The 23730-nt window shown below is 64.2% G+C and carries 22 protein-coding genes and 1 other RNA gene; 18 read left to right on the top strand and 5 right to left on the bottom strand.

All coding sequences use genetic code 11. The features are described 5' to 3' along the window. Positions 1–273: 273 nt before the first annotated feature. Positions 274–1449, bottom strand: a complete 1176-nt coding sequence (locus tag MIC97_RS05250) for a lytic murein transglycosylase (RefSeq protein WP_183831163.1) — start codon at positions 1447–1449, stop codon at positions 274–276. 126 nt (positions 1450–1575) lie between these two features. Beyond that, positions 1576–2316 carry a glycoside hydrolase family 25 protein gene (locus MIC97_RS05245; protein ID WP_239801039.1) on the bottom strand — a complete coding sequence of 247 codons (741 nt, stop codon included), beginning with the start codon at positions 2314–2316 and terminating at the stop codon, positions 1576–1578. Between the two features lie 250 nt (positions 2317–2566). On the opposite strand from MIC97_RS05245, the gene MIC97_RS05240 reads away from it, so the two are divergent. Beyond that, complete coding sequence (locus tag MIC97_RS05240) at positions 2567–3934, top strand: serine hydrolase (RefSeq protein ID WP_239799145.1); 1368 nt, start codon at positions 2567–2569, stop codon at positions 3932–3934. On the opposite strand, the gene MIC97_RS05235 is transcribed toward MIC97_RS05240, so the two are convergent. Together MIC97_RS05235 and MIC97_RS05230 are read right to left on the bottom strand one after the other, a co-directional pair. After that, complete coding sequence (locus tag MIC97_RS05235) at positions 3909–4544, bottom strand: class I SAM-dependent methyltransferase (RefSeq protein WP_239801038.1); 636 nt, start codon at positions 4542–4544, stop codon at positions 3909–3911. The two genes, MIC97_RS05240 and MIC97_RS05235, sit on opposite strands and share 26 nt — an antisense overlap. 23 nt (positions 4545–4567) lie before the next feature. Then, positions 4568–5815 carry a DUF3419 family protein gene (locus MIC97_RS05230; RefSeq protein WP_239799144.1) on the bottom strand — a complete coding sequence of 416 codons (1248 nt, stop codon included), beginning with the start codon at positions 5813–5815 and terminating at the stop codon, positions 4568–4570. Between the two features lie 198 nt (positions 5816–6013). Here MIC97_RS05230 and MIC97_RS05225 point away from each other — a divergent pair, with 198 nt between their 5' ends. From MIC97_RS05225 to rnpB, 5 genes are all read left to right on the top strand, one after another. Continuing rightward, positions 6014–6268 carry a hypothetical protein gene (locus MIC97_RS05225; RefSeq protein ID WP_183831155.1) on the top strand — a complete coding sequence of 85 codons (255 nt, stop codon included), beginning with the start codon at positions 6014–6016 and terminating at the stop codon, positions 6266–6268. 129 nt (positions 6269–6397) lie between these two features. After that, positions 6398–7117, top strand: coding sequence for a DnaJ family molecular chaperone (locus tag MIC97_RS05220; RefSeq protein ID WP_239799143.1), 720 nt, complete (start codon positions 6398–6400; stop codon positions 7115–7117). After that, positions 7114–7878, top strand: a complete 765-nt coding sequence (locus MIC97_RS05215) for an N-acetylmuramoyl-L-alanine amidase (protein WP_239799142.1) — start codon at positions 7114–7116, stop codon at positions 7876–7878. Before MIC97_RS05220 ends, MIC97_RS05215 begins: the two co-directional genes overlap by 4 nt. Positions 7879–8060: 182 nt before the next feature. After that, positions 8061–8675 (top strand): transglycosylase SLT domain-containing protein, encoded by a 615-nt coding sequence (locus tag MIC97_RS05210; protein ID WP_239799141.1) that lies wholly within the window; start codon positions 8061–8063, stop codon positions 8673–8675. Positions 8676–8734: 59 nt separating this feature from the next. Then, positions 8735–9132: RNase P RNA component class A (gene rnpB / locus MIC97_RS05205), an RNA gene on the top strand. A 98-nt stretch (positions 9133–9230) separates the two neighbouring features. Here the strand turns inward: rnpB and MIC97_RS05200 are convergent. After that, positions 9231–9521, bottom strand: coding sequence for a hypothetical protein (locus MIC97_RS05200; RefSeq protein WP_239799140.1), 291 nt, complete (start codon positions 9519–9521; stop codon positions 9231–9233). Positions 9522–9975: 454 nt separating this feature from the next. Here MIC97_RS05200 and mraZ point away from each other — a divergent pair, with 454 nt between their 5' ends. Genes mraZ through murB form a run of 12 tightly spaced genes read left to right on the top strand, consistent with a single transcriptional unit; the run spans position 9976 to position 23597 of the window. Continuing rightward, on the top strand, positions 9976–10443 hold the full coding sequence (mraZ, locus tag MIC97_RS05195) for a division/cell wall cluster transcriptional repressor MraZ (RefSeq protein ID WP_239799139.1): 468 nt from the start codon (positions 9976–9978) through the stop codon (positions 10441–10443). Next, positions 10440–11429: a 16S rRNA (cytosine(1402)-N(4))-methyltransferase RsmH gene (gene rsmH / locus MIC97_RS05190; RefSeq protein ID WP_239799138.1), complete on the top strand. Its 990-nt coding sequence runs from the start codon at positions 10440–10442 to the stop codon at positions 11427–11429. Before mraZ ends, rsmH begins: the two co-directional genes overlap by 4 nt. Before the next feature lie 4 nt (positions 11430–11433). Further along, positions 11434–11796 (top strand): hypothetical protein, encoded by a 363-nt coding sequence (locus MIC97_RS05185; protein ID WP_183831141.1) that lies wholly within the window; start codon positions 11434–11436, stop codon positions 11794–11796. Then, complete coding sequence (locus tag MIC97_RS05180; protein WP_239799137.1) at positions 11793–13508, top strand: penicillin-binding protein 2; 1716 nt, start codon at positions 11793–11795, stop codon at positions 13506–13508. Before MIC97_RS05185 ends, MIC97_RS05180 begins: the two co-directional genes overlap by 4 nt. A gap of 48 nt (positions 13509–13556) precedes the next feature. Next, entirely contained in the window at positions 13557–15011 is a 1455-nt protein-coding gene (locus MIC97_RS05175; RefSeq protein WP_239799136.1) for a UDP-N-acetylmuramoyl-L-alanyl-D-glutamate--2,6-diaminopimelate ligase, read from the top strand. Further along, complete coding sequence (locus tag MIC97_RS05170) at positions 15008–16429, top strand: UDP-N-acetylmuramoylalanyl-D-glutamyl-2,6-diaminopimelate--D-alanyl-D-alanine ligase (protein ID WP_239799135.1); 1422 nt, start codon at positions 15008–15010, stop codon at positions 16427–16429. The genes MIC97_RS05175 and MIC97_RS05170 overlap by 4 nt, the downstream gene beginning before the upstream one ends. A 34-nt stretch (positions 16430–16463) precedes the next feature. Then, on the top strand, positions 16464–17546 hold the full coding sequence (gene mraY, locus MIC97_RS05165) for a phospho-N-acetylmuramoyl-pentapeptide-transferase (protein ID WP_183831133.1): 1083 nt from the start codon (positions 16464–16466) through the stop codon (positions 17544–17546). Between the two features lie 7 nt (positions 17547–17553). Further along, complete coding sequence (murD, locus tag MIC97_RS05160; protein ID WP_239799134.1) at positions 17554–18954, top strand: UDP-N-acetylmuramoyl-L-alanine--D-glutamate ligase; 1401 nt, start codon at positions 17554–17556, stop codon at positions 18952–18954. Further along, the gene (ftsW, locus tag MIC97_RS05155) at positions 18954–20105 is read left to right on the top strand and encodes a putative lipid II flippase FtsW (RefSeq protein WP_183831129.1); all 1152 of its coding nucleotides are present in this window, start codon (positions 18954–18956) and stop codon (positions 20103–20105) included. Before murD ends, ftsW begins: the two co-directional genes overlap by 1 nt. After that, on the top strand, positions 20105–21232 hold the full coding sequence (gene murG / locus MIC97_RS05150) for an undecaprenyldiphospho-muramoylpentapeptide beta-N-acetylglucosaminyltransferase (RefSeq protein WP_239799133.1): 1128 nt from the start codon (positions 20105–20107) through the stop codon (positions 21230–21232). The genes ftsW and murG overlap by 1 nt, the downstream gene beginning before the upstream one ends. Beyond that, positions 21229–22635, top strand: a complete 1407-nt coding sequence (gene murC / locus MIC97_RS05145) for a UDP-N-acetylmuramate--L-alanine ligase (protein ID WP_239799132.1) — start codon at positions 21229–21231, stop codon at positions 22633–22635. The genes murG and murC overlap by 4 nt, the downstream gene beginning before the upstream one ends. Further along, entirely contained in the window at positions 22632–23597 is a 966-nt protein-coding gene (gene murB / locus MIC97_RS05140) for a UDP-N-acetylmuramate dehydrogenase (protein WP_239799131.1), read from the top strand. The genes murC and murB overlap by 4 nt, the downstream gene beginning before the upstream one ends. The last annotated feature ends 133 nt before the right edge of the window (positions 23598–23730 follow it).

The following is a 23730-nucleotide window of genomic DNA, read 5'->3' as shown; positions in this document are numbered from 1 at the left end:
CTAGTCGCTGAATTTGCAAGGTAAAACCGATTTAACATTTGTGCATAAATTATGACGGTGCAACCTGTGGCGAGGGGAAATCCCGGATGACGCCATGCAGGTTGTGCTGCCTGCGATGACGAAAACCGGCGCAGGGATTCGGTGCCTGCGCCCTCAATAGCTGCCTTCTGCGATGACGAAAACCGGCGCAGGGATTCGGTGCCTGCGCCCTCAATAGCTGCCTTGACGCATGTGGGCTTCGCGAAACCGGCCCTGCGCTTTTGCGAAAGGGCCTCAAAGCCGGGACAGAAGATCCATTGTCGGCCAGCCGTCGGCGGGGATGCCGAGGCGGATCTGCTCCTGCCTGACCGCCTCGCGCGTGTTGGTGCCGAGAATGCCGTCGACATTGCCGACATCGTAATTCAGGGCCTGAAGCTTGCGCTGCAGATCCTTCATCTGCTCCATGCTGAGCCCCTGTTCGGGCGAGCGCGGATCATAGGGCTGGGCACCGTCGAGGCGGGTGGCCAGCACCGCCGCCGTGAGGGCGTAGGTGAAGGACTGGTTCCACTTCAGGTAGACCTCGAAATTATCGTAGGTGAGGAAGGCCGGCCCTTTGCGGCCCATCGGCAGGGCAAGCCCGGCGGTCTGGCCATTGTCGGCCAGCGGGCTGCCGTCGCGGCGGGTGACGCCCCACTGGTTCCACTGGGCCACGGACAGCTTGTTGGTGCGACTGGTCTGCTCCCACGGCAGATCGTCGGGGATGCGGACTTCCTCGATCCAGGGCTGGCCCGGGATCCAGCCGCGCGACTGGATCTTCTTGGCGGTGGTCATGATGGCGTCAGGCGCGCTGTTGCGCAGGTCGACGATGCCGTCATTGTCGCCGTCGACGCCGTTGTTGAGGTAGTCGGCCGGCAGGATCTGGGTCTGGCCGATCTCTCCGGCCCACGCGCCCTTCACGTCGGCGGGCAGCACGCCGCGGTCGATGAGGGTGAGAAGCGGCACCAGATGCGGGCGGAAGAGCTGCGGGCGGCGGCAGTCATGCGCCAGTGTCACCAGCGCGTTGAGTGTGGGGAAATCACCCTGCACGGCACCGAAATCGGTTTCCAGCGCCCAGAAAGCGGTGATCACCGAGGCGGGCGCGCCATAGTCCTGCTCGGCCCGGTCGAAGACGGAGGCGTATTTGCGCATGTTGGTTGCGCCGTGCTTCAGCCGGTAATCGGAGATCATGCGGCCGGAGAACTCGATGAAGGTCTGCGAGAACACGCCCTGCGAGCGGTCGCGGGCCAGAACGCGGGTGTCGATGTCGGCGCCCTCAAGAGCGCGCAGGCCCGTTTCGCCAACGCCGGCGGCCCGGGCTTCCTCAGCCACGCCCTGCTTCCATGCATCGAAATCCGTGCCGCATTCCTGGGCAATGGCCGCACCGGACAAGGCCGTCATCAGTGTAGCAAAGGCAAGAACAGGCGTACGCATGGGTTTCCTTCCGGACTCGACGGGATTCTCAAAGGCATCCTTAAAGGGCGCTCTATGGCAACCGCTTATGTCGAAAAGCGGGCAGGAGCCATGGCCGGAACCATGAATGTCATTGGCTCAGGGCTGTCAACGGGTGTTCTGCTTCAGCCATTTTTGCCAGGCGGCCTGTGTCCCGTTGAACACGTTTATGTCGGCCTTGCCCCTGATGCCGGGCACGATGCCGGTGCCCGTATATTGCCAGAAGGTGAAGGGGTGCGGCCCGTAACGGTTCGACGGATGGCCGGCGACGGAGCGCAGCCAGTAGGGGTAGCCATGGAAGGTGGCGAGCCTGTTGTCGTCGAAGAAGTCGATCGAGGTGTAGATGATCGGCTTCTTGCCGTAGTGGTTCTCGATGGTCTTCAGGAAGATCGACATTTCCGTTCGCACCGTCTCAGGCGGCGGGCGCAGCTTGCAGGTCGGAGACTGCGGGTTCCATTCCATGTCGAGCACGGGCGGCATTGCCGACGGGTCCTTCGGCACGTTCTGGATGAACCAGCGCGCCTGCTCGATGGCCGGGCGGCAGAAATAGTAGAAGTGATAGGCCCCGCGCGGCACGCCGGCGGCCTTGGCACCGCGCCAGTGCTCGTGGAAATAGTCGTCCACGCGGTCGCCGCCTTCGGTGGCCTTGATGAAGGCGAAGGAAATGCCGGCGGCCTTCGCCTGCGCCCAGTCGACCGAGGTCTGGTATTTGGACACGTCGGTTCCGTGCACGGCATAATGCCATGGCGTGGTTCCCTGCCAGTCATGCGGATTGCTGTCGCCGAAACGCGGAGCTTTGCTGGAGACAGATGAGGGGGCGGTGGTGGACGGCACGCTCGTGGGGGCCATATCCTCCAGCGTGGTGGAGCAGGCGCCGAGCAGGGACAGTCCCAGAATGAATGCCAGTCGGCGCATTTGTAACCCCGAACCCGTTTGCGATGGCAAGTGCAGGCGCCGGGGCATCCCGCAGCGCTTCCCCGTCCTGACGAAATGAACTCTTCCTCAGGTCATCGCCCGGACATGGTTTATATTCGGTTGATGGGGTCGTACAGAACCGCAAATATGCGTGCATGTTCAGGGCGAATCGACGGGGAAGGCGATGTGGTTGTTCATCAGGCTTCTGAAAGCCGTGGCGGGGATAGCCGTGCTTGCCGTTGCCGGCCTGTTCGCATGGCTCTATTTCGCGCCGCCCGAACTGATCCGGGTGGGCTCAGGCTATGCCGCCAAGATCGTCTGCTCGAATGTGTTCATCGCCGGGCGCGATCCGGACGAGGTGCTGGAGGTGGACGTGCAGGCCCCCGGCCATCCGCTGCTGAAGCTGATGCGGGTGTCGGTCGATCGCGATGCAAAGACGGTGAAGGCCGGTCTGCTCGGCGTTCTGGGGCAAAGCACCGCCATCGCGCGCGACGGACTGGGCTGCGCCAGCGTGCCGGATGGCGATCTGGAGCAGGCGCGCGCCGTTCAATTGTCGCAGGAGCCGGTTGCGTCGTGGCCTGCGGGGGAGCGGGCAGGGGCGGTTTTGCCCGGAATCGCCGCCATTGTGGGCGACGACGATCTGGCGGGGCCGGGAATGCGCGCCATCGTCGTGGTGCAGGACGGGAAGATCGTCGCCGAGCGCTACGGCGCGGGTTTTTCAGAAAAGACGCCGCTGCTTGGCTGGTCGATGTCCAAGACGGTGAACGCCGCCATTATCGGCACTCTGATAAGGGAAGGGCGGATGCGCGTGGAGACCAGCCATCTGTTTCCCGGTTGGGACGGCGACGGGCGGGAGGACATCACGATCGCCGATCTGATGGCCATGTCGAGCGGGCTCGTCTTCAATGAGGATTATGGCGCCGTCGCCGACGTGACCCGCATGCTCTATCTGGAGCCGGACATGGCAGGCTTCGCCGCCACGAAGGAGCTGGGCGGGCCGGTGGGAGAGGTGTTCTCCTATTCGAGCGGCACATCGGTGATGTTGTCGCGGCTGTGGCAGCAGGCGCTGGACGATCCGCAGCAGGCGCTGCAATGGCCGCGCCGCGCCCTGTTCGGGCCGCTCGGCATGTCGAGCGCGGTGATCGAGGCGGATGCAAGGGGCACCTTCGTCGGCTCGTCCTACATCTATGCCACGGCACGCGACTGGGCGCGGTTCGGGCAGTTCCTGCTCGACGACGGTGTGTGGAGCGGCGAGAGGATCCTGCCCGCCGGCTTCGTGTCGTGGATGCGGGAACCCGCGCCCGCATCCAACGGCGTCTATGGCAGGGGGCAGCTGTGGCTGGAGGCACCGGGCGGCAATGGCTCGCGGATGGGGGTTCCCGCCGACACATTCTGGCTGAAGGGGCATGACGGGCAGACAATTGCCGTCATCCCGTCGCGCCGCATGGTGGTCGTGCGCATGGGGCTGACGCCGAGGGCAGCCGGGTATGGCTCCGAGCTGCTTGTGGCCGCCCTTGCGACCGCGCTTACGACGGCAGGTGACGTGCAGTGACCACCGCGCGCACGGCATAGCCGCGATAAAGGCTTTCAAAGCAGAGGCTTGCGCCCCGCTTCGCAGATTCCGATTCCAGAACTTCGCGCAGAGAATCACGCGGCGTGACGTGGAACCGGGCCAGCCAGTTGCGCAAGGCGGCCCGACACCAGCGGGGCAGGCGCTCCTGACGCCCGAAATCCACGATGTGCAGGGAACCGCCCGGCGCCAGCGCCGAGAGCGCGGCCGAGATGGCTTGCTGCCATCCGGGGATCATGGAGAGGGAATAGGAGAGGAAGATGCGGTCGAAACGGCCGGAGCCGACAAGGCTTTCGGGATCGAAGTCGGTGGCATCGCCAACGGCCAGCGTGACACGGCTTGCCAGCCCCTTCTGCGCAAGGGCTGTGCTGGCGGTCGACAGCATCTCGGCGGAGATGTCGAGGCCGAAGAAGCGCGCCTGCGGATAGCGTGTGGCCGCCACCGCAAGGTTGCGTCCCGTACCGCATCCAAGTTCCAGAATGGTGTCGCCGGGTGCCGCGTCCAGTCCCTCGATCAGCCGGTCGCGGCCGAGGAGGTAGTATTTGCGGGTCAGGTCATAGATGTGCCGCTGACGGCGGTAGATGCCGTCCATGAGCGCGGCATGGCTGCCGGTGCTCACTGCCCGTCCTTCACATAGAGGTGGAAGCCGCCATAGATGGCCGAACGGTCGGTCTTGCAGAAGGCGCGGGACGCTTCTTCTTCATAGGACCACTGGTCGAGCAGTTCCGTAGCTACGCGCCCGGGCAGGACGCTGGGTTCTGCGGCCGTGCGGAAGATCACACGCGCCCCCGGTGCCGCGGTGCGGGTGATCTGCGCCCACAGCGCGTTGAGCTGCGCGTCGGTCATCCAGTCCTGCGCGTCGAGCAGCACGAAGCGGTCGACTGAGCCATCCGGCTTTGCGCCCAGATAGTCGGTCATGTTGACATGGTTGATGCTGGCACGGTCGATGTTGCGTTTCACAACCTCGTGGCGGGCTGCCACCAGATAATCGGGCAGCGCACCTTCGCCAGCGGCGGGATAGCGGCGGGCGAAGGCCTGCCAGGCGAAGTAGTTGTCCTTCAGCGGAAAGTCGCAGGCGAGCTTTTCAAGCCGGGCGCGCAGCACCCCGGCCATCGAGCCGTCGCCGCAGGCGAGCAGGGCATCATACTGGGCCGGCGGAATGCCGAGCGCGAACAGGGAGGATTTGCGCGAGGTGATCCATTTCAGCAGCGGCCGGTCGAAGAGGGGAGCGAGCCGCCCCTCGAAGAAGCGGCGCTGCTCTTCAGGCGTTTTGGCCTGCATGATTTCGGCTGGATCGACACCCTGCCATCTGGCGATGCGATGGCCGGCCGACAGGAAGAAGCCGAGCAGGCCGGAATTGTAGAAATTGCCGTTGAACAGCTCGATGCGTCGCCTGCCGCGCCAGTTGCGCTTTTCCCAGTACTGGCGGCTGGCCGGATCGAGATGCGGGGCGATGAAGGCGTCATAGGCGTGGGCATTGTGATCATTGCCCGGCTCGCCGAAGAAGCGGAACAGGTCGCCATGGGAGGGAAGGTGGCGGACCGCGGCGAATTTCATGCGGTTCAGCGCGACATGGGCCGCATTGAGGTCCACCGCCTCGACGCTGGCCGGTGAGCGGGTGAGATAGGCCAGGATGTTGCAGCCGCCGGAGGCTATGGTGACGACCCGATGGCCTTCACCGAGCTGCATCGCCTCCATGTCCGTTTCGGGATCCTCCCAGATCTGGGGGTAGACCAGACCGGAAAACAACAGGGCGAACAGGCGCTCCGACAGGCCGTCGCGGGAGAGGGCACCATTTCGGCAAACGGCTTTGCCAACTTCCTTGCCGCGCCGGAAAACCAGTTCGCCTGAAACGTCGGTCATGAAAAGTTTCTCCCCTGTGGTTGTGGGCACAGCGGGTATCGCAGGGCAATGACAGGCGCGTGACGATGGATGAAGAGAGCACGGAGAAAGGGAGCGCTGTTACAGAACGAAACGCAACGTTATGAAACAGATAGCGCGTTTCGGCATTACATTCGCAACCGCCAGGGAAGGCGGGGGTGTTTGTAAGGAGACTGAAACATGAAGAAGCTCGTTCTTGCATCGATTTCCGCCGTGGCGCTTTTCGGCGTTGCCGCCTGCAGTGACAGCGGTTCCGATGCGACCACCACCCAGAGCACCACGCCGCCGGCCGCCGAGCAGCCTGTTGCGCCTGATGCGACCGCGCCTGCCGCTCCACCGCCCGCCACGGACGGTTCCACCACGCAGAGCATTACTCCGGCCCCGAGCGACAGCGGTTCGCAGGTTGATCCTGTGATGCCCGCGCCGGCCGAATAATTTTCCAACACCGTTCAGGTTGCAAAGGGTCGGCGTTGCCGGCCCTTTTTTGTCACACCTGATGGTCATGGGAGCATAACGGGAAACAGCATGCTTCCCTGCACGAGCGAAAGGCTCTAAACAGCCACCATGTCCATCTGGAACCGCATCGGCGATTTCATTCAGCGCCTTTCCTCCTCTACGGCTCACGGCGTGGCCGACATGGTGGAGGCCGTCCGTACCCTGTTCGCCGGCGATCCCGAGCTGCGGCGCAAGGTGGCGTTTTCCGTGGCCATGATTGCGCTCTCGGCCAAGATGGCCAAGGCGGACGGCGTGGTGACGCAGGACGAGGTGCGGGCCTTTCAGGCGATCTTCGAGGTGCCGCCGCAGGAAGCGCGCAATGTCGCGCGTCTCTATGATCTGGCCAAGCATGATACCGCTGGCTTCGAGGTCTATGCACGCCAGATGGCGGGGCTGTGCGGCAATGGCGGCCCCAACTGCATGATGCTGGAAGACATCCTCGACGGGTTGTTCCACATCGCGACCGCTGACGGGGTGCTGCACGAGCGCGAGGAAGGTTTTCTGCGTCGGGTTGCCGAGATTTTCAGCATCGCCGAGGATCATTACCAGACGATCCTGTCGCGCCATGTCGAACTGGGCACGGCCGATCCGTACATCGTGCTGGGCATCGAACGCGGCCAGCCGCTGGCCGAGGTGAAGCGGCACTACCGCAAGCTGGTGGCGGAGAATCATCCCGACAGGCTGATCGGCCGGGGGCTGCCGCAGGAGTTCATAGCCATCGCCACCACACGGCTGGCGGCGATCAATGCCGCCTATGAGTTGATCGAGCGGAGCCTGCAGGCGGCATGAGCGGTTTCGCCCCCGATCATGCCGGTGCCGAAATCAGGGTTTCGCCCAATTTCGGCCCGCGGCGGGAAGGGATGCGGGCTGACATGATCATCCTGCACTATACCGGCATGGAGAGCGGCCATGCGGCCGAGGTGCGGCTTTGCGATGCCGAGAGCGAGGTTTCATCGCATTATCTGGTGCATGAGGATGGGCGCATCGTGCAGATGGTGCGCGAAAGCGACCGCGCCTGGCACGCCGGCAAAAGCTCGTGGCGGGGCGTGAGCGACATCAATTCCACCTCCATCGGGATCGAGATCGTCAATCCGGGCCATGGGCTGGGCTATCCGCGTTTTCCGAAGCGGCAGATCGATGCCGTCATCGCCTTGTGCAGGGGCATCATGCAGCGCCACAAGGTGCGGCCGGAACGAGTGCTCGCCCATTCCGACATCGCGCCCGGCCGCAAGGTCGATCCGGGCGAGAAATTTCCGTGGAAGCGGCTGTTCGGGGAAGGCGTCGGCCATCTGGTGCCGCCTTCGCCGGTGCGCGCCAGCCCGGTGCTTGCCGAGGGCGATGCAGGACCGGATGTCGAGAAATTGCAATCCATGCTGGCGCTCTACGGCTATGGCGTGGAGATCACCGGGGTCTACGACGCGCAGACGCGCATCGTCGTGGAGGCCTTCCAGCGCCACTTCCGCCGCCGCATTGTCGACGGAATTGCCGATGGTTCCACTTTGAGGACGCTTGAGCGGCTGCTCGCTTCCGTCACGCAAGATATTGATTAGATTATAATAAATTGAACTTCGTAATATAGTGTAATTTTAATTGAACGACTTTGCCATTTTTGCTCCGGCATCGCCCTTCAGAGGAATGCCCAAGCTGATCGGTCCTCCCGGAAAATAACTCCCGGTCCCATCATATCCAGTGCGCGCGTTGTTCTTCGTGCGCCGATACTGAACAGGATAAAATGACAAAAATAACCGTTTTCACGGCGGCTGTTGCTGCCGCTATGCTCGCTATTGCTTCTGGTCCGGTAAAAGCCGACCGTTTCGATCCGCAACTGGGAGGACGCGGACTTCTCGTAAAGAAAGCAGAGAACAGCGAAACGGCCCGGAAGGCTGCTTCCACCAGGGCAAAACCTTCCACGGGAAAGAAGCGCTCCGCCCGCAAGGCAGGCAAGGCCGCGGTGGCCTCGGGAACCAGCTATTCCACGCTGATCAGCAAATATGCTGCCAGCTATGGCGTGCCGGTTTCGCTGGCGCATGCAGTCGTCAAGGTGGAAAGCAACTACCGTCCCAACGTGGTGGGCAGTTCCGGCGAGATCGGCCTGATGCAGATCAAGCCTGCAACCGCGCGCATGATGGGTTACAGCGGCTCGTCGAAGGGGCTTTTCAACCCGGAAACCAACATCAAATACGGGATGAAATATCTGGCCATGGCGCACACCCTCGGCGGCGGAACCACATGCGGCACGATCCTCAAATACAATGCCGGCCATGCGGCCAAGCGCATGAATCCCGTTTCTTCGGCCTATTGCAGCAAGGTGAAGGTGCACATGGCTTCGCTGGTGCCGTCGAGTTAACGGGGAAGAGGCTGCTTTTCTGTTGCGTTTTGGCGGCGGAACACCTTTATACGCAACTGCCAGCCGGCCGGGCGGCCGCACCAGCAGGAGCCGAAAGGCTGCGGGTGAGGAAAGTCCGGGCTCCATGGAAACACGGTGCCGGCTAACAGCCGGCGGGGGCGACCCCAGGGAAAGTGCCACAGAAAGCAAACCGCCGCGCCTCGTGCGCGGTAAGGGTGAAAGGGTGGGGTAAGAGCCCACCGCGCGACCGGCAACGGAAGCGGCACGGTAAACCCCACCGGGAGCAAAACCGAATAGGGGCGGTGCGGGGGAAACCCCGGGGGCTGTTTCCGGCCCACCGTCCGGGTAGGTTGCGTGAGGCGTCTGGCAACAGGCGTCCAAGATGAATGGCCGCCACGTTTCCGTGCCGCAAGGCGCGGAGGCCATACAAAACCCGGCTTACAGGCCGGCTGGCATTTTTCTCCGGTTTCTGTCGCCTGTGGCCCGCCCGGGAGGCGAGCGACCATCCCATGCCGCCTGAAAGGAAGACCCCGCCGGAGCGGGGTTTTGCTGGGTTCAGTTTGCCTTGTGAATGGCCTGAACAGACTTCTTCGCGCCTTTGACGGGGCCGGAGCCGCCGGCGCCGGAACTGTCGATGATGGCGCTGCCGCGCTTGGCGCAGATGTTGGCCGCATCCGCATGGCTGATCTGCTGGGTGCCGTTGCCACGGGTCCATCTGTCGCCATTCTCGCAGGTCACGCTGTATCTGCCGTCCTTGTAGTGGATCGTATAGGCGTAGGCGCCGGAGACAGAGGCGGTCAGGACGCCGGCAGCGACGGTCAGTCTGGCAAGGGTTGCGATGGTCATGGTGTGCTCCTCCTGTTGATGACGATGACACCTTGCCGGCAGGGCCATGAACCCGCTCTGAATGGCGGATTCAGCCGGTTTTCATGTCGCGGGACAGCGGTGCCGGAGGCGGCGCAGGCGGGATGCTGAGCGCCGCCCGGGTAAGGTTTCGTTAGGCTTAATGGATCATAAAGAACGGTACCGCAAAACTCGCCGCCGGGACGGAGGTGGAGAGGTGATCGTGCAATGTGTTCCCGTTGACGCCCATAGAACCCCATGTTATCCCATTTGCAGATTCAAGCCTTTGTTTCGTTTCAGGGTTATGCGTTTGCCAGACGGGCGGCCGCGTCGGCTGCTCGCGCGATGGTGTGCGCCTGTAAGGTCAAAGGCAGGGGTCTGAACGAGGGACCGCGCCGCGGCGGCGCGGATGCGACGATGGAAAGGGGTGCGGCGGCGCAAGCGGCTGCAGCACATCATGGACCGTTTTCTGTCAAGCTCAGTGAACCGGATCGACGCCAAAGGGCGGGTGTCGGTGCCTGCGCCCTTTCGCGCGGTGGTTCTGAAGCGCGGCTACTCCGAACTCTATGCGCTGAGGGGGCTCGATGCGCCGGCCATGGATGTTGGCGGGCTCGACCTGCTCGACCGCTACGAACAGCGCATTGCGCAGGAAGACCCTTTCCAGCAGACGGCGGACGACATGTCCTTCTTCTGCCATGGCGACGGCACGTTCCTGAAGCTGGACCAGGACGGGCGAATCATGATGACGGACTTCATCCGCGCGCATACGGGCATCTCTCAGGAGGTGGCCTTCGTCGGTCGCGGGCAGTTCTTCCAGATCTGGGAGCCGGGCCGGCTGGCGGAGCATGGCGCGAAGGTGCGCGAGCGGCTTCTGAAACTGCGGCAGGCGGCTGCCAACCCATCCACGCCGGGGCAGACGCCATGACGGCCGGTTCCGACACCGCAGCGCCCCATATTCCCGTTCTGCTCGATGAAGTCATCGAAGCACTGGCGCCGGTGCCCGGCGACGTGATCGTCGATGGCACGTTCGGGGCCGGCGGCTACACGCGCGCCATTCTCGGCACCGGCGCATCGGTCGTCGCCATCGATCGCGATCCCGACGCCATCGCGGCGGGAAGGGCGCTGGAAGCAGAGCATGAGGGGCGCCTGCGTCTCGTTCATGCGCCGTTTTCGCTGCTGGACGAACATGTCGAACAGGTCGACGGCGTCGTGCTGGATATCGGCGTTTCCTCCATGCAGCTCGATCAGGCCGAGCGTGGCTTCTCGTTCCGCGCCGACGGGCCGCTCGACATGCGCATGGCGCAGGCGGGCCTGAGCGCTGCCGACGTCGTCAATACCTACAAGACTTCCGATCTGACCCGCATCTTCGGGCTGCTGGGCGAAGAACGCCATGCCGGACGCATCGCCCGCATGATCGAGGCGTGGCGGGAGAAGCGGCCCTTCACCCGCACGCTGGAACTGGCCGACGCCATCGAGACGCTGGTCGGTCGCTCGCCCAAGGACAAGATCCATCCTGCCACGCGCGTGTTTCAGGCGCTGCGCATCTACGTCAATGACGAACTGGGCGAGTTGTCGCGCGCGCTGGTCGCGGCTGAGCGGGCGCTGAAGCCCGGCGGACGGCTTGTCGTCGTGACCTTCCATTCGCTTGAGGATCGCATCGTCAAGCGCTTCCTTGCCGATCGCGACGAGACGACGGCCGGATCGCGCCATCTGCCGCAGGTCGTGCAGCGGGCCGCCACGTTCCGCCGCGCCGGCAACGGCATTGCGCCCGGCGAGGCCGAGGTGGAACGCAATCCGCGCGCGCGCTCGGCACGGCTTCGGGCTGCAATACGCACCGACGCACCGCCGCGCGGCAACGATCTTTCGGTTTTCGGGCTTCCAAGACTTCCCGCCATTTCGGGAGAGAGGTGAGAGCATGTTCCGCACCAGCGACATCGTTCTGATAGGCGTCATGGTGGCCGCGGCGGCCATGACCTATTCGATCAAGCGCGACGCCGGCGAGCAGCTTGCGACGGTTCGCAAGCTTCAGACGCAGATCCGCACCGAGGAAGAAACCATCGATCTTCTGAAGGCCGACTGGAGCCTGCTCACCCAGCCCGCGCGGTTGCAGCGGCTGGTGGAGCGCTATCAGGAGCAGCTCGGCCTTGAACAGGTCAATCCCTACCAGTTCGCGCGCATCGACAGCCTGCCGCAGCGGCCCCTGTCCATTGAGGACATCACGGCTGCCGATGCGGCCGGACGGCTGATCGATCAGACCCAGACCGGAGCCGTCGAATGATCGGCAGGATCAACCCGTTCCGGCGCATCCGCCAATCCGGCGATGACAGTTCCATCGTCATGGACTCCGCCCGCAAGTCCACCGGCGGGCGCACGCGCAACCGCGTGATCATGACCATGGCGGTTTTCTTCGGCATCTATGCCACGATTGGCGGCCGTCTTGTCTATCTGGGCTTTCAGGATCCCGTGCCTTCGGGCGCGCCGGCAAGCCGGGTGACCGCATCGCGGCCCGACATCATCGACCGCAATGGCGAGGTGCTGGCGACCGACATCAAGACGTCTTCGCTGTTTGCCGAGCCGCGCCATATCGTCGACGCCGACGAGGCGATCGAGAAGCTGGCGACGGTGCTGCCGAACCTCGATTACGAGCAGACCTACAACAAGCTCAAGAGCGGTGCGGGCTTCGTGTGGCTGCAGCGCCAGCTTACCCCGCGCCAGCAATCGGAGATCATGCAGCTCGGCATTCCCGGCATCGGTTTCCGCACGGAAACGCGGCGTTTCTATCCGGCCGGCGCGACCACGGCCTACATCGTCGGCCTCACCAATATCGACAATCAGGGCATATCCGGCCTTGAAAAGTACATCGACGGGCAGGGGCTTGCCGATCTCCAGCAGAGCGGTCTGGCGTTGCCCAAGGATCTGGCTCCGGTGCGCCTGTCGGTCGATCTGCGCGTGCAGCATATCGTTCATGACGAAATCAGCTCGGCCATGGAGCGCTTCAGGGCGATCGCCGCCGGCGCCGTCGTGCTCAACGCCAAGACCGGCGAGGTCGTCGCCATGGCTTCGGTGCCGGATTTCGATCCCAACAATCCGGTCAACGCCCAGGACAAGGATCGCCTGAATCGCATGTCGGCGGGCCTCTATGAGATGGGCTCGACGGTGAAGAGCTTCACCACCGCCATGGCGCTGGATTCGGGCAAGGCCAACCTGAACTCGACCTTCGACGCCACCCGCCCCATCACCATTGGGCGCCAGACCATCCGCGACTTTCATGGCAAGGGCCGGGTGCTGACGCTGCCGGAGGTGTTCATCTACTCCTCCAACATCGGCTCGGCGCGCGAGGCCGATATCGTCGGCATCGAGGGCCATCGCGAATTCCTGCACAGGCTCGGCATTCTGGAACGGATGAAGACCGAGCTGCCGGAAGTGGCGCGGCCAGTGGAGCCGAAAGTGTGGAAGAAGGTTCATTCCATCACCGCATCCTTCGGTCACGGTTTCACCACCACGCCGTTGCAGACGGCGGTGGGAGCCGCCGCGCTGATGAATGGCGGCCATCTCATGAACCCGACATTCCTTGCGCGCACCGCCGAAGAAGCGATGGCGGGCGCCACGCGCGTGGTCAGCGAAAAGACCAGCGCCGACATGCGCTATCTCTACAACCTCAACGCCACCGCGCCGGGCGGCTCGGGACGGCGCGCCACGGTTCCCGGCTACCGCGTCGGTGGCAAGACCGGCACCGCCGAAAAGGTGGTGAACGGGCGCTATGTCAGCGGCAAGCGCTTCAACGCCTTCCTCGCCGCATTCCCGATGGACGATCCGCAATACATCGTTCTGTCGGTCATCGACGAGCCGCAGGCATTGCCGGGGCAGGGCGCGACCGCGGGCTTCAATGCGGCACCGATCGTTTCCAACATTATTCGCCGTTCGGCGGCCCTGCTTGGCGTCGAGCCGGAATTTGGCCAAGAAAAGGCGGCAACGCTGGCATCCTATTGAGTGATTCTGCTGCAATCCCGCGCAGTCTGAAGAGGTGAGCGTAGATATATGAGACCCGATGATCTGACCGGCATAGTGCCTCTCCACGAGGCGTTTCCCTCCGATACGGAGATTGCCGGCCTGTCGTCGGACTCGCGTGCCATCCGGCCCGGCATGCTGTTTTTCGCGCTCGCGGGCGCGAAGGCCGATGGCGCGAATTTCGCTGCTGACGCCGCCAGCCGCGGTGCGATCGCGGTGGTGGCTGCGAAGGGGCGTACGAACGGCGCGCTGTCCGTGCCGGTGATCGAGGTCGATGATCCGCGCCGCGCGCTGGCGCTGGCTGCCGCGAAATTTTACGGCGCGCAACCGCAGACCATGGTTGCCGTGACCGGCACCAGCGGCAAGACCTCCGTTGCCGCCTTCACCCGTCAGATCTGGGAGCATGCCGGCTTTGCCGCGGCCTCCATCGGCACCACCGGAGTGGTGGCGCCCGGCCGCAACGAATATGGCTCGCTGACCACGCCGGATCCGGTCGCGCTGCACAAGCTGCTGGCCGAGCTGGCCGGCGAAGGCGTCAGCCATGCCGCGATGGAGGCTTCCAGCCACGGGCTCGACCAGCACCGGCTGGACGGCGTGCGCCTTGCCGCTGCCGCCTTCACCAATCTCGGCCGCGACCATATGGATTATCACCCCACGGTCGAGGACTATCACGCAGCCAAGCTGCGCCTGTTCCGCGGCCTGCTGCCGCAAGGCGCTCCGGCCGTCATCTTCGCCGACGATCCGTGGTCGCAGGCGACCATCGACGCGGCAAGGGCGGCCGGCAATCATGTGCTGACCGTTGGCCGCAAGGGCGATTTCCTCAAGCTCAACCGTGTCGAGCATGAGCGTGCGAAGCAACGCGCCGAGATCGTCCATGACGGCGACATTTATGAGATCGACCTGCCGCTGGCCGGCGATTTCCAGATCGCCAATGCGCTGGTTTCCGCCGGCCTCGCCATTTCCACCGGCACATCGGGTCCGGCGGCGATGGCCGCGCTGGAGAAGCTGAAAGGTGCGCCGGGCCGCCTCGATCTGGTGGGTGCGACCACCGCCGGCGCGCCGGTCTATGTCGATTATGCCCACAAGCCGGATGCGCTGGAGAACGTTCTGGCCTCGGTGCGTCCCTTCACCACCGGGCGGGTGATCGTTGTGTTCGGCTGCGGCGGCGACCGCGACCGCGGCAAGCGCCCGATCATGGGCGAGATCGCCACGCGGCTGGCCGATGTGACGATCGTTACCGACGACAATCCGCGCACCGAAGTGCCGGCCGATATCCGCGCCGCCATCATGGCGGCGGCGCCGGGGGCCATCGAGATCGGTGACCGCCGCAAGGCGATCCACGAGGCGGTGGCCATGCTGCGGGCGGGCGATACGCTGATAGTGGCCGGCAAGGGCCATGAGGAAGGGCAGACCGTTGGAGCCGAGACGCTGCCGTTTTCAGACCATGACGAGGTGCGCATGGCGCTGAAGGAGGTTGCGCAATGAGCTATCTCTGGACCGCTGAAGCGCTGATCGATGCCATGGGCGGACGCCCGCTCGGCAACATGCCGGCGGGCATTCACGGCATATCCATCGATACCCGTACGCTCCAGGCTGGCGACGCCTTCTTCGCCATTAGGGGCGAGACGATGGATGGGCATGATTTCGCCACGGCTGCAATCAAGGCGGGCGCTGCCGTTCTGATCGTCGCCGAAGGCAAGCTGCCCGCGCTCGGCCGCCTGACCGCGCCGATGATCGTCGTTCCCGACGTACTGGCGGCGCTGGAAAAGCTGGCGATGGCCGCCCGCGCGCGTTCGCGCGGCAAGGTGATCGCGGTTACCGGCTCTGTCGGCAAGACGACCACCAAGGAGGCGCTGCGCTATGTGCTGGGCTCGGTCGGCTCCGTGCATGCGTCTGACAAGTCGTTCAACAACCACTGGGGCGTGCCGTTGACGCTGGCCCGCCTGCCGGAAGACACCGAATATGCCGTTTTCGAAATCGGCATGAACCATCCGGGTGAAATCCGCCCGCTGGTGAAGATGGTGCGCCCGCATGTGGCGCTGATCACGCTGGTGGCTGCTGCCCATCTCGGCTTCTTCCGCGACCTCGACGAGATCGCGGAAGCCAAGGCCGAGATTTTCGAAGGCATCGAGCCGGGTGGAGCGGCACTTCTCAATCGCGACGACCCGCGCGCCAACATGCTGGGCAAGCTGGCGCGTGAGGCCGGCGTCGAGCATGTACTGGGCTTCGGCGAGCATCAGCGCTCGACCTATCGGCTGATCAACTGCGTTCTCAATGCCGACCATTCCACCATGACCGCCCGCATCGGGCGTCGCGAGGTGGTGGCGCGTATCGGCGCGCCCGGCCGCCACATGGTGCAGAACGCGCTGGCGGTTCTTGGGGCTGCCGACCTTGTGGGCGCCGACATCGACCGCGTGGCGCTGGCGCTTGGCACCCTGCCTGCACCGGAAGGCCGCGGCCAGCGCCATGTGCTTGCCCATGGCGGCGGCTCCTTTACGCTGATCGACGAGAGCTACAACGCCAATCCGGCTTCCATGAAGGCGGCGCTCGATCTGCTCGACGCCACGCCGCTGGAGGGCGACGGCCGCCGCATCGCGGTGCTCGGCGACATGCTGGAACTGGGCGCGCATTCCGAGAAGCTGCACGCGGACCTGTCCGAACTGATCGTCGGCACCGGCATCAGCCATGTGCTGCTCGGCGGGCCGCACATGAAGGCGCTGGCTGAGGTGCTGCCGAGCGACGTCGCCGTCGTCCATCGCGACGAGGCCGACGATCTCGGGCGGCTGCTCATCGACACGGTGCAGCCGGATGACGTGATCATGGTGAAGTCGTCGAAGGGGATCGGCTTCTCAAGGATCGTTGCGGCGCTGCTGAACAGGTTTCCGGCTCACGCCGGCCATTGATGAACGGGCCTGAGGGCCTTTGGGGACGATACGTATGCTGACGCTGCTCGTGGAATTCGCGGACCGGATCACGGTCTTCAACGTTTTCCGTTACATCACTTTCCGTACCGGCGGCGCGCTGATCACCTCGGCCCTGATCGTCTTCATCTTCGGTCCGGCCATCATCGATTCTCTTCGTCTGCGGCAGGGCAAGGGTCAGCCGATCCGTGCCGACGGGCCGCAGACCCATTTCAAGAAGGCAGGCACGCCCACCATGGGCGGCCTGATGATCCTGACTGGCATCGTCGTCTCCTCGCTTCTGTGGGCCAACCTCTCCAGCGTCTATGTGTGGGTGGTGCTGCTGGTGACGCTGGGTTTCGGCGCCATCGGCTTCTATGACGACTATCTGAAGGTGACGAAGCAGTCGCATCTCGGCTTTTCCGGCAAGGCGCGCCTGACCTTCGAATTCCTGATCGCCGGCATCGCCGCCTGGGTGATCATGCATTACGGGCAGGAGCCGTTCTCCTCCTCGCTGACCTTCCCCTTCGCCAAGGAATTCATCATCAATCTCGGCTGGTTCTTCATTCCCTTCGCCGCCTTCGTGGTGGTGGGGGCAGGCAATGCCGTCAACATCACCGACGGACTCGACGGCCTCGCCATCGTGCCGATCATGATCGCGGCCGCGTCCTTCGGCGTCATCGCCTATCTGTCGGGCAACGCCATCTTCGCCGATTATCTGCAGATCCACTTCGTGCCCGGCACGGGCGAACTGGCCGTGATTCTGGGTGCGGTGATCGGGGCAGGGCTCGGTTTCCTGTGGTTCAACGCGCCGCCGGCGGCCATCTTCATGGGCGACACCGGCTCGCTCGCCATGGGTGGCCTGATCGGCACCATCGCGGTCGCCACCAAGCACGAGATCGTGCTGGCCATCATCGGCGGCCTGTTCGTGGTCGAGATCCTGTCGGTCATCATTCAGGTCGGCTATTTCAAGATGACCGGCAAGCGCGTCTTCCTGATGGCGCCGATCCATCACCATTTCGAAAAGCTTGGCTGGACCGAGAGCCAGGTGGTGATCCGCTTCTGGATCATCGCCGTCATCCTCGCCCTGATCGGGCTCTCAACCCTCAAGCTGCGGTAGGCGCCAGATGATTGCGGCCAGTTCCTTCGCAGGCAGGCAGGTAGCGCTCTTCGGGCTTGGCGGCTCCGGACTGGCGACGGCGCATGCGTTGGTCGCCGGCGAGGCCGAGGTGCTGGCGTGGGACGACAACCCACAAAGCGTGGAGAAAGCACAGGCGGAAGGCATCGTCACCGTCGATCTGCGCGGCATCGACTGGTCGCGCCTTGCCGCTTTCGTGCTGTCGCCGGGCGTGCCGCTGACCCATCCCAAGCCGCACTGGAGCGTGGAGCTGGCGCGTGCGGCCGGCGTCGAGGTCATCGGCGACATCGAGCTGTTCGTGCGCGAGCGCAACGCCCATGCGCCCGATGCTCCGTTCATCGCCATCACCGGCACCAACGGCAAGTCGACGACGACGGCGCTGATTTCGCATATCCTGAAATCGGCCGGACGCGACACGCAGATGGGCGGTAATATCGGCCGCGCGGTGATGACGCTCGACCCGCCGCTGCCTTCGCGGCACTACGTGGTGGAGTGTTCCTCCTACCAGATCGATCTTGCGCCCTCGCTCAATCCGAGCGCTGGCATATTGCTCAATCTGACGCCCGATCATCTCGACCGCCACGGAACCATGCAGCACTATGCCGAAATCAAGGAACGGCTGGTGGCGGGCAGCGACACGGCCATCATCGGTGTCGATGACAGTTTCTGCGTGCAGATCGCGGAGCGGCTGGAGCGGGCCGGCGCGAAGGTGGTGCGCATCTCCAAGCGCCTGCCGCTGAGCGACGGCTATTTCGCTGAAGGAAGCGACCTGATCGAAGCGGTGGACGGCCGCCGCACCCGCATTGCCTCGCTGGATGGCATCGGCTCGCTCCGCGGCCAGCACAATGCCCAGAACGCGCTTGCAGCCCTTGCCGCCTGTCTCAGCGCCGGCCTGACGGCTGAGGAAATACAGGACGGTTTCAGGAGCTTTCCGGGATTGGCTCACCGCATGGAGCAGGTGGGCCGCAGGGGACATGTGCTGTTCGTCAACGATTCCAAGGCGACCAATGCGGAAGCGGCGGCCCCGGCGCTGTCGAGCTTCGAGCACATCTACTGGATCGCCGGCGGCCTGCCCAAAGAAGGCGGCATCGGCTCGTTGAGGGGCCTGTTCCCGCGCATCGCCAAAGCCTATCTGATCGGCGAGGCGGCGCCCGCTTTTTCCGCGACGCTGGGCGAAGCGGTTCCTTATGAGATTTCCGGCACCCTTGCGGCGGCGGTGGAACATGCAGCGGCCGATGCCGCAGCCAGCGGGGCGGGCGAGGCCGTGGTGCTTCTGTCGCCCGCCTGCGCCAGCTTCGATCAGTTCAGGAATTTCGAATTGCGCGGCGAAGCCTTCAGGCAAGCCGTGTATGCGATTGATGGCATCGAGCCCATCGGAGGGACACGATAATGCAGAGCCGTCTCGATACCAGCCCGATTTCCAACTGGTGGTGGACCATCGACCGCTGGTTCCTTGCCGCGTTCCTGTCGCTGCTTGGCCTTGGCATCGTTCTGTCCTTTGCCGCCAGCCCGGCGGTGGCGGAGCGCATCGGCCTCGATTCGTTTCATTTCGCCACCCGCCAGATCATCTTCAGCATTCCCGCACTTGGGGTGATGCTTGCCGTGTCGTTCCTGAATGCCCGCCAGATCAGGCGTCTGGCGCTCGGTATATTGTGTCTGATGCTGGTGATGATGGTGGCGGTGCTTTACATCGGCGTCGAGGTGAAGGGCGCAAGGCGCTGGCTCTCCTTCGCCGGCATGTCGATCCAGCCGTCTGAATTTCTCAAGCCCGCCTTCGTGGTCATCTGCGCGTGGCTGTTCGCCGAGCACAAGCGCCAGCCGGAAATCCCCGGCAATCTGTTCGCCATGATCCTGCTCGGCCTCGTTCTGGCGCTGCTTCTGGCGCAGCCCGACATGGGGCAGACGCTGCTGGTGGTCGGGACATGGGGCGTGATGTTCTTCATGGCCGGCCTGTCGTGGGTGTGGATCATCGCGCTTGGCGGTCTTGGCATTGCAGGCCTGTTCGCGGCCTATGAAATCTTCCCGCACGTCGCCGGCCGTATCGATCGCTTCCTGACCGGCGAGGGTGACACATTTCAGGTCGACATGGGCCATGAAGCGCTTGTCAATGGCGGCTGGCTGGGGTTGGGGCCGGGCGAGGGCACCATCAAGCGCCTCATTCCCGACAGCCATGCCGACTTCGTGTTCGCCGTCGCCGGCGAGGAGTTCGGCCTGATCACCTGCATGGTGATCGCCGCGATCTTCGCCTTCATCGTGCTGCGCGGCCTTTCGGTGTCGCTGAAGGAGCATGATGACTTCACCCGCTACGCAATCGGCGGGCTGGTGACAGTGTTCGGCCTGCAGTCGGTCATCAATATGTGCGTGAACCTGCAGCTGATGCCGGCCAAGGGCATGACGCTGCCCTTCATCTCCTATGGCGGCTCCTCGCAGATCGCCATCGCCGTTTCCATGGGCATGGTGCTGGCGCTGACCCGGCGCAAGCCGCAGAAGCGCAAGCCGCTCGCCTATGGCTTCTCCAGCTCGATCCTGCCGGCGGAATAATGTCAAAGGGCACCATTCTTCTGGCTGCCGGGGGCACCGGCGGCCATCTGTTTCCGGCCGAGGCGCTGGCGCATGAGCTGAAGGCGCGTGGCTGGCAGGTGCATCTGGCGACCGACGACCGCGCCCAGCGTTTTGCCGGGCAGTTTCCGGCCGATGCCATTCACCCGATTCCCTCCGCCACCATCGGTTCCAAAAATCCGCTGGCGCTGGCGAAGACGTTTTTCAAGCTGTGGCGCGGCGTGCGCGTCGCTTCCGGGGTGATCGCGCAGGTGAAGCCGGCGGCGGTCGTCGGCTTCGGCGGCTATCCGACCCTGCCGCCGCTCTATGCAGCGACGCGGCGCGGGCGGCCGACGCTGATCCATGAGCAGAACGCGGTGATGGGCCGCGCCAACCGGGCGCTGGCGGCGCGGGTGACGGCGATTGCCGGGGGCTTCCTGCCGGAGGACGCCAGTGCTGCCGGGCGTAAGACGATCACCACCGGAAATCCGGTGCGGCCAGCCGTCATCGAGGCGGCGAAGGTGCCTTATAGCGTGCCGGGCGAGAATGAGCCGTTCCATCTGCTGGTGTTCGGCGGAAGCCAGGGCGCGCAGTTCTTTTCCGATGCCATTCCGGCGGCTGTCGCGCTGCTGCCCGAGCCTCTGCGCACACGCCTCGTCGTGACCCAGCAGGCGCGCCAGGACGATGCGGAGCGGGTGGCGCAGGCTTATGCCGAACTCGGCGTGCCGGCCGACATCGCGCCCTTCTTCACCGATATGGCCGAGCGCATGGCGCGCGCGCATCTCGTCATTTCGCGTTCCGGCGCTTCCACTGTCTCGGAAGTCGCGGTGATCGGCAGGCCGGCTTTGCTGGTTCCTTATCCCTATGCACTCGATCACGATCAGGCAGCCAATGCAGCGGCCCTTGCAGGTGCTGGCGGCGCGGAGGTGCATCCGCAATCGTCGCTCGATGCCGGGCGTCTGGCCGGGCTGATCGGCGGGCTGATGAGCGAGCCGGAACGGCTGAAGGCAATGGCTGCGGCCGCGCGTTCGGCCGGCCGTCCGAATGCCGCAACCTTGCTCGCCGATCTGACAGAGGCTATTGCGTCGGGCAAATCACCCGACGCGTTCAGGAAGGAAATTCAAGCATGAAGATGCCGCAGACGATTGGCCTCGTGCATTTCATCGGCATAGGCGGCATCGGCATGAGCGGCATAGCCGAAGTGCTGCACAATCTCGGCTATCACGTGCAGGGCTCCGACCAGAACGACAGCGCCAATGTCCAGCGCCTGCGCGAGAAGGGCATTGAGTGCTTTGTCGGACACCGCGCCGAAAACCTTGGGGAGGCCGAAGTGGTCGTGGTTTCGACCGCCATCCGCAACACCAATCCCGAGATCGTGGCGGCGCGCGAGAAGCTGCTGCCGGTGGTGCGCCGGGCCGAGATGCTGGCCGAGCTGATGCGCTTCCGCAATGCGATCGCCATCGGCGGCACACATGGCAAGACGACGACCACCTCCATGGTGGCGACGCTGCTGGAAGCCGGCGGGCTCGATCCGACCGTCATCAATGGCGGCATCATCAACGCCTATGGCACCAATGCGCGCATGGGCGACGGCGAATGGATGGTGGTGGAGGCCGACGAGAGCGACGGCACCTTCCTCAAGCTGCCGGCCGACATCGCCGTCATCACCAATATCGATCCCGAGCATCTCGACCATTATGGCAGCTTCGACAAGGTGCGCGATGCCTTCCGCCAGTTCGTCGAGAACGTGCCGTTCTACGGCTTCGGCGTGATGTGCATCGATCACCCGGAAGTGCAGGCCTTGGTCAGCCGCATCGGCGACCGTCGTGTCATCACCTATGGCGAGAACGCGCAGGCCGATGTGCGCTTCACCAATCATCGCATGGACGGCGCGGTGTCGGTGTTCGACGTCGCCATCCGCAACCGCAAGAGCGGCGAGCAGCTTGTGATCAGCGACCTTCGCCTGCCGATGCCCGGCCGTCACAATGTTTCAAACGCCACGGCGGCGATTGCCGTTGCCCATGAGCTTGGCCTGACTGCTGAAGCGATCCGTAAGGGCCTGTCGTCGTTTGGTGGGGTGAAGCGGCGCTTTACCCATACGGGTTCGTGGAACGGAGTCGAGATTTTCGACGATTACGGCCACCATCCGGTTGAGATCAAGGCGGTGCTGAAGGCGGCGCGCGACGCCACGCAAGGGCGCGTCATCGCCATTGCCCAGCCGCACCGCTTCACGCGCCTGCGCGATCTGTTCGACGATTTCGCCGTCTGCTTCAACGATGCCGACACGGTCATGGTGGCGCCCGTCTATGCGGCGGGCGAGGATGCGATCGACGGCGTTTCCAGCGAGGCGCTGGTGTCGAAGATGCGCGCCGGCGGCCATCGCGATGCCCGCCATATCGCCGATGCGGCAGCCGTGGCGCCGCTGGTGCGCGAGCTGGCGAAGCCGGGCGATTTCGTCGTGTTCCTTGGCGCCGGCAACATCACGCAATGGGCCTATGCCCTGCCGCGCGAACTGAACGGGGACGCAAAATGAGCAGGGGCCAGGCACTTCTCGACAGTCTGGGCGACCGGCTTTCGGGCCTGCGTGGCCGCATGACCCCTGATGCCGGCATGGACAAGGTCACATGGTTCCGCGCCGGTGGACCGGCCGACGCTATGTTCCAGCCGGCCGACGAGGAAGACCTTGCTGCTTTCCTGAAGGCGGTGCCGGAAGAGGTTCCGGTGATGGTGGTTGGCGTCGGCTCAAACCTGCTGGTGCGCGATGGCGGGCTTGCGGGCTTCGTGGTGCGCCTTTCGGCCAAGGGTTTTGGCGACGTCGAGACGATGTCGCCGACACGCCTGCGCATCGGCACGGCACTGCCCGACAAGCGGGCAGCGGCAGCGGCACTGGAAGCCGGCATCGGCGGTTTCCATTTCTACCACGGCATTCCCGGCGCCATCGGCGGGGCGCTGCGCATGAACGCCGGCGCCAATGGCGTCGAAACGCGCGAGCGCGTGGTGGAGGTAAGGGCGCTCGACCGCAAGGGCGAGGTTCATGTGCTTTCAAACGCCGATATGGGCTATGCCTACCGGCATTGCTCGGCCCCGAAAGACCTGATCTTCACCTCCGTCGTCATGGAAGGCTATGCCGAGGACAAGGATGTGATCCGCGCGGCGATGGACGAGGTGCAGCATCATCGCGAGACGGTGCAGCCGATCCGCGAAAAGACCGGCGGTTCCACCTTCAAGAATCCCGAAGGCACTTCGGCCTGGAAGGAAATCGACAAGGCGGGATGCAGGGGCCTGATGATCGGCGGGGCGCAGATGTCGCCCATGCACTGCAACTTCATGATCAACACCGGTACAGCCACCGGTTACGATCTCGAAACGCTCGGCGAGACGGTGCGCGCGCGCGTTCTGGAAAATTCCGGCATACGCCTGCACTGGGAAATCCGCCGTCTGGGCGCATTCCGTCCCGGGCAGGAAGTTCAGGAGTTCCTCGGACAGTTGCTCTGAGGACTCACAAGGGTAAATTTTCATTCAAATTTGATGAAATTGAATCTCTTGGAATCCTAAGGGCTTGTCACGGAATCAACTCTCTGATTCTTTGGCCTTAAGCGTTTCCTGATTTGAGTCGTTCGGCGCGTAG

It is taken from the genome of Aquamicrobium sp. NLF2-7 (assembly GCF_022359935.1).
Taxonomy (GTDB): Bacteria; Pseudomonadota; Alphaproteobacteria; order Rhizobiales; family Rhizobiaceae; genus Mesorhizobium; species Mesorhizobium lusatiense.
This window is presented reverse-complemented; position numbering and strand designations above follow the sequence as displayed.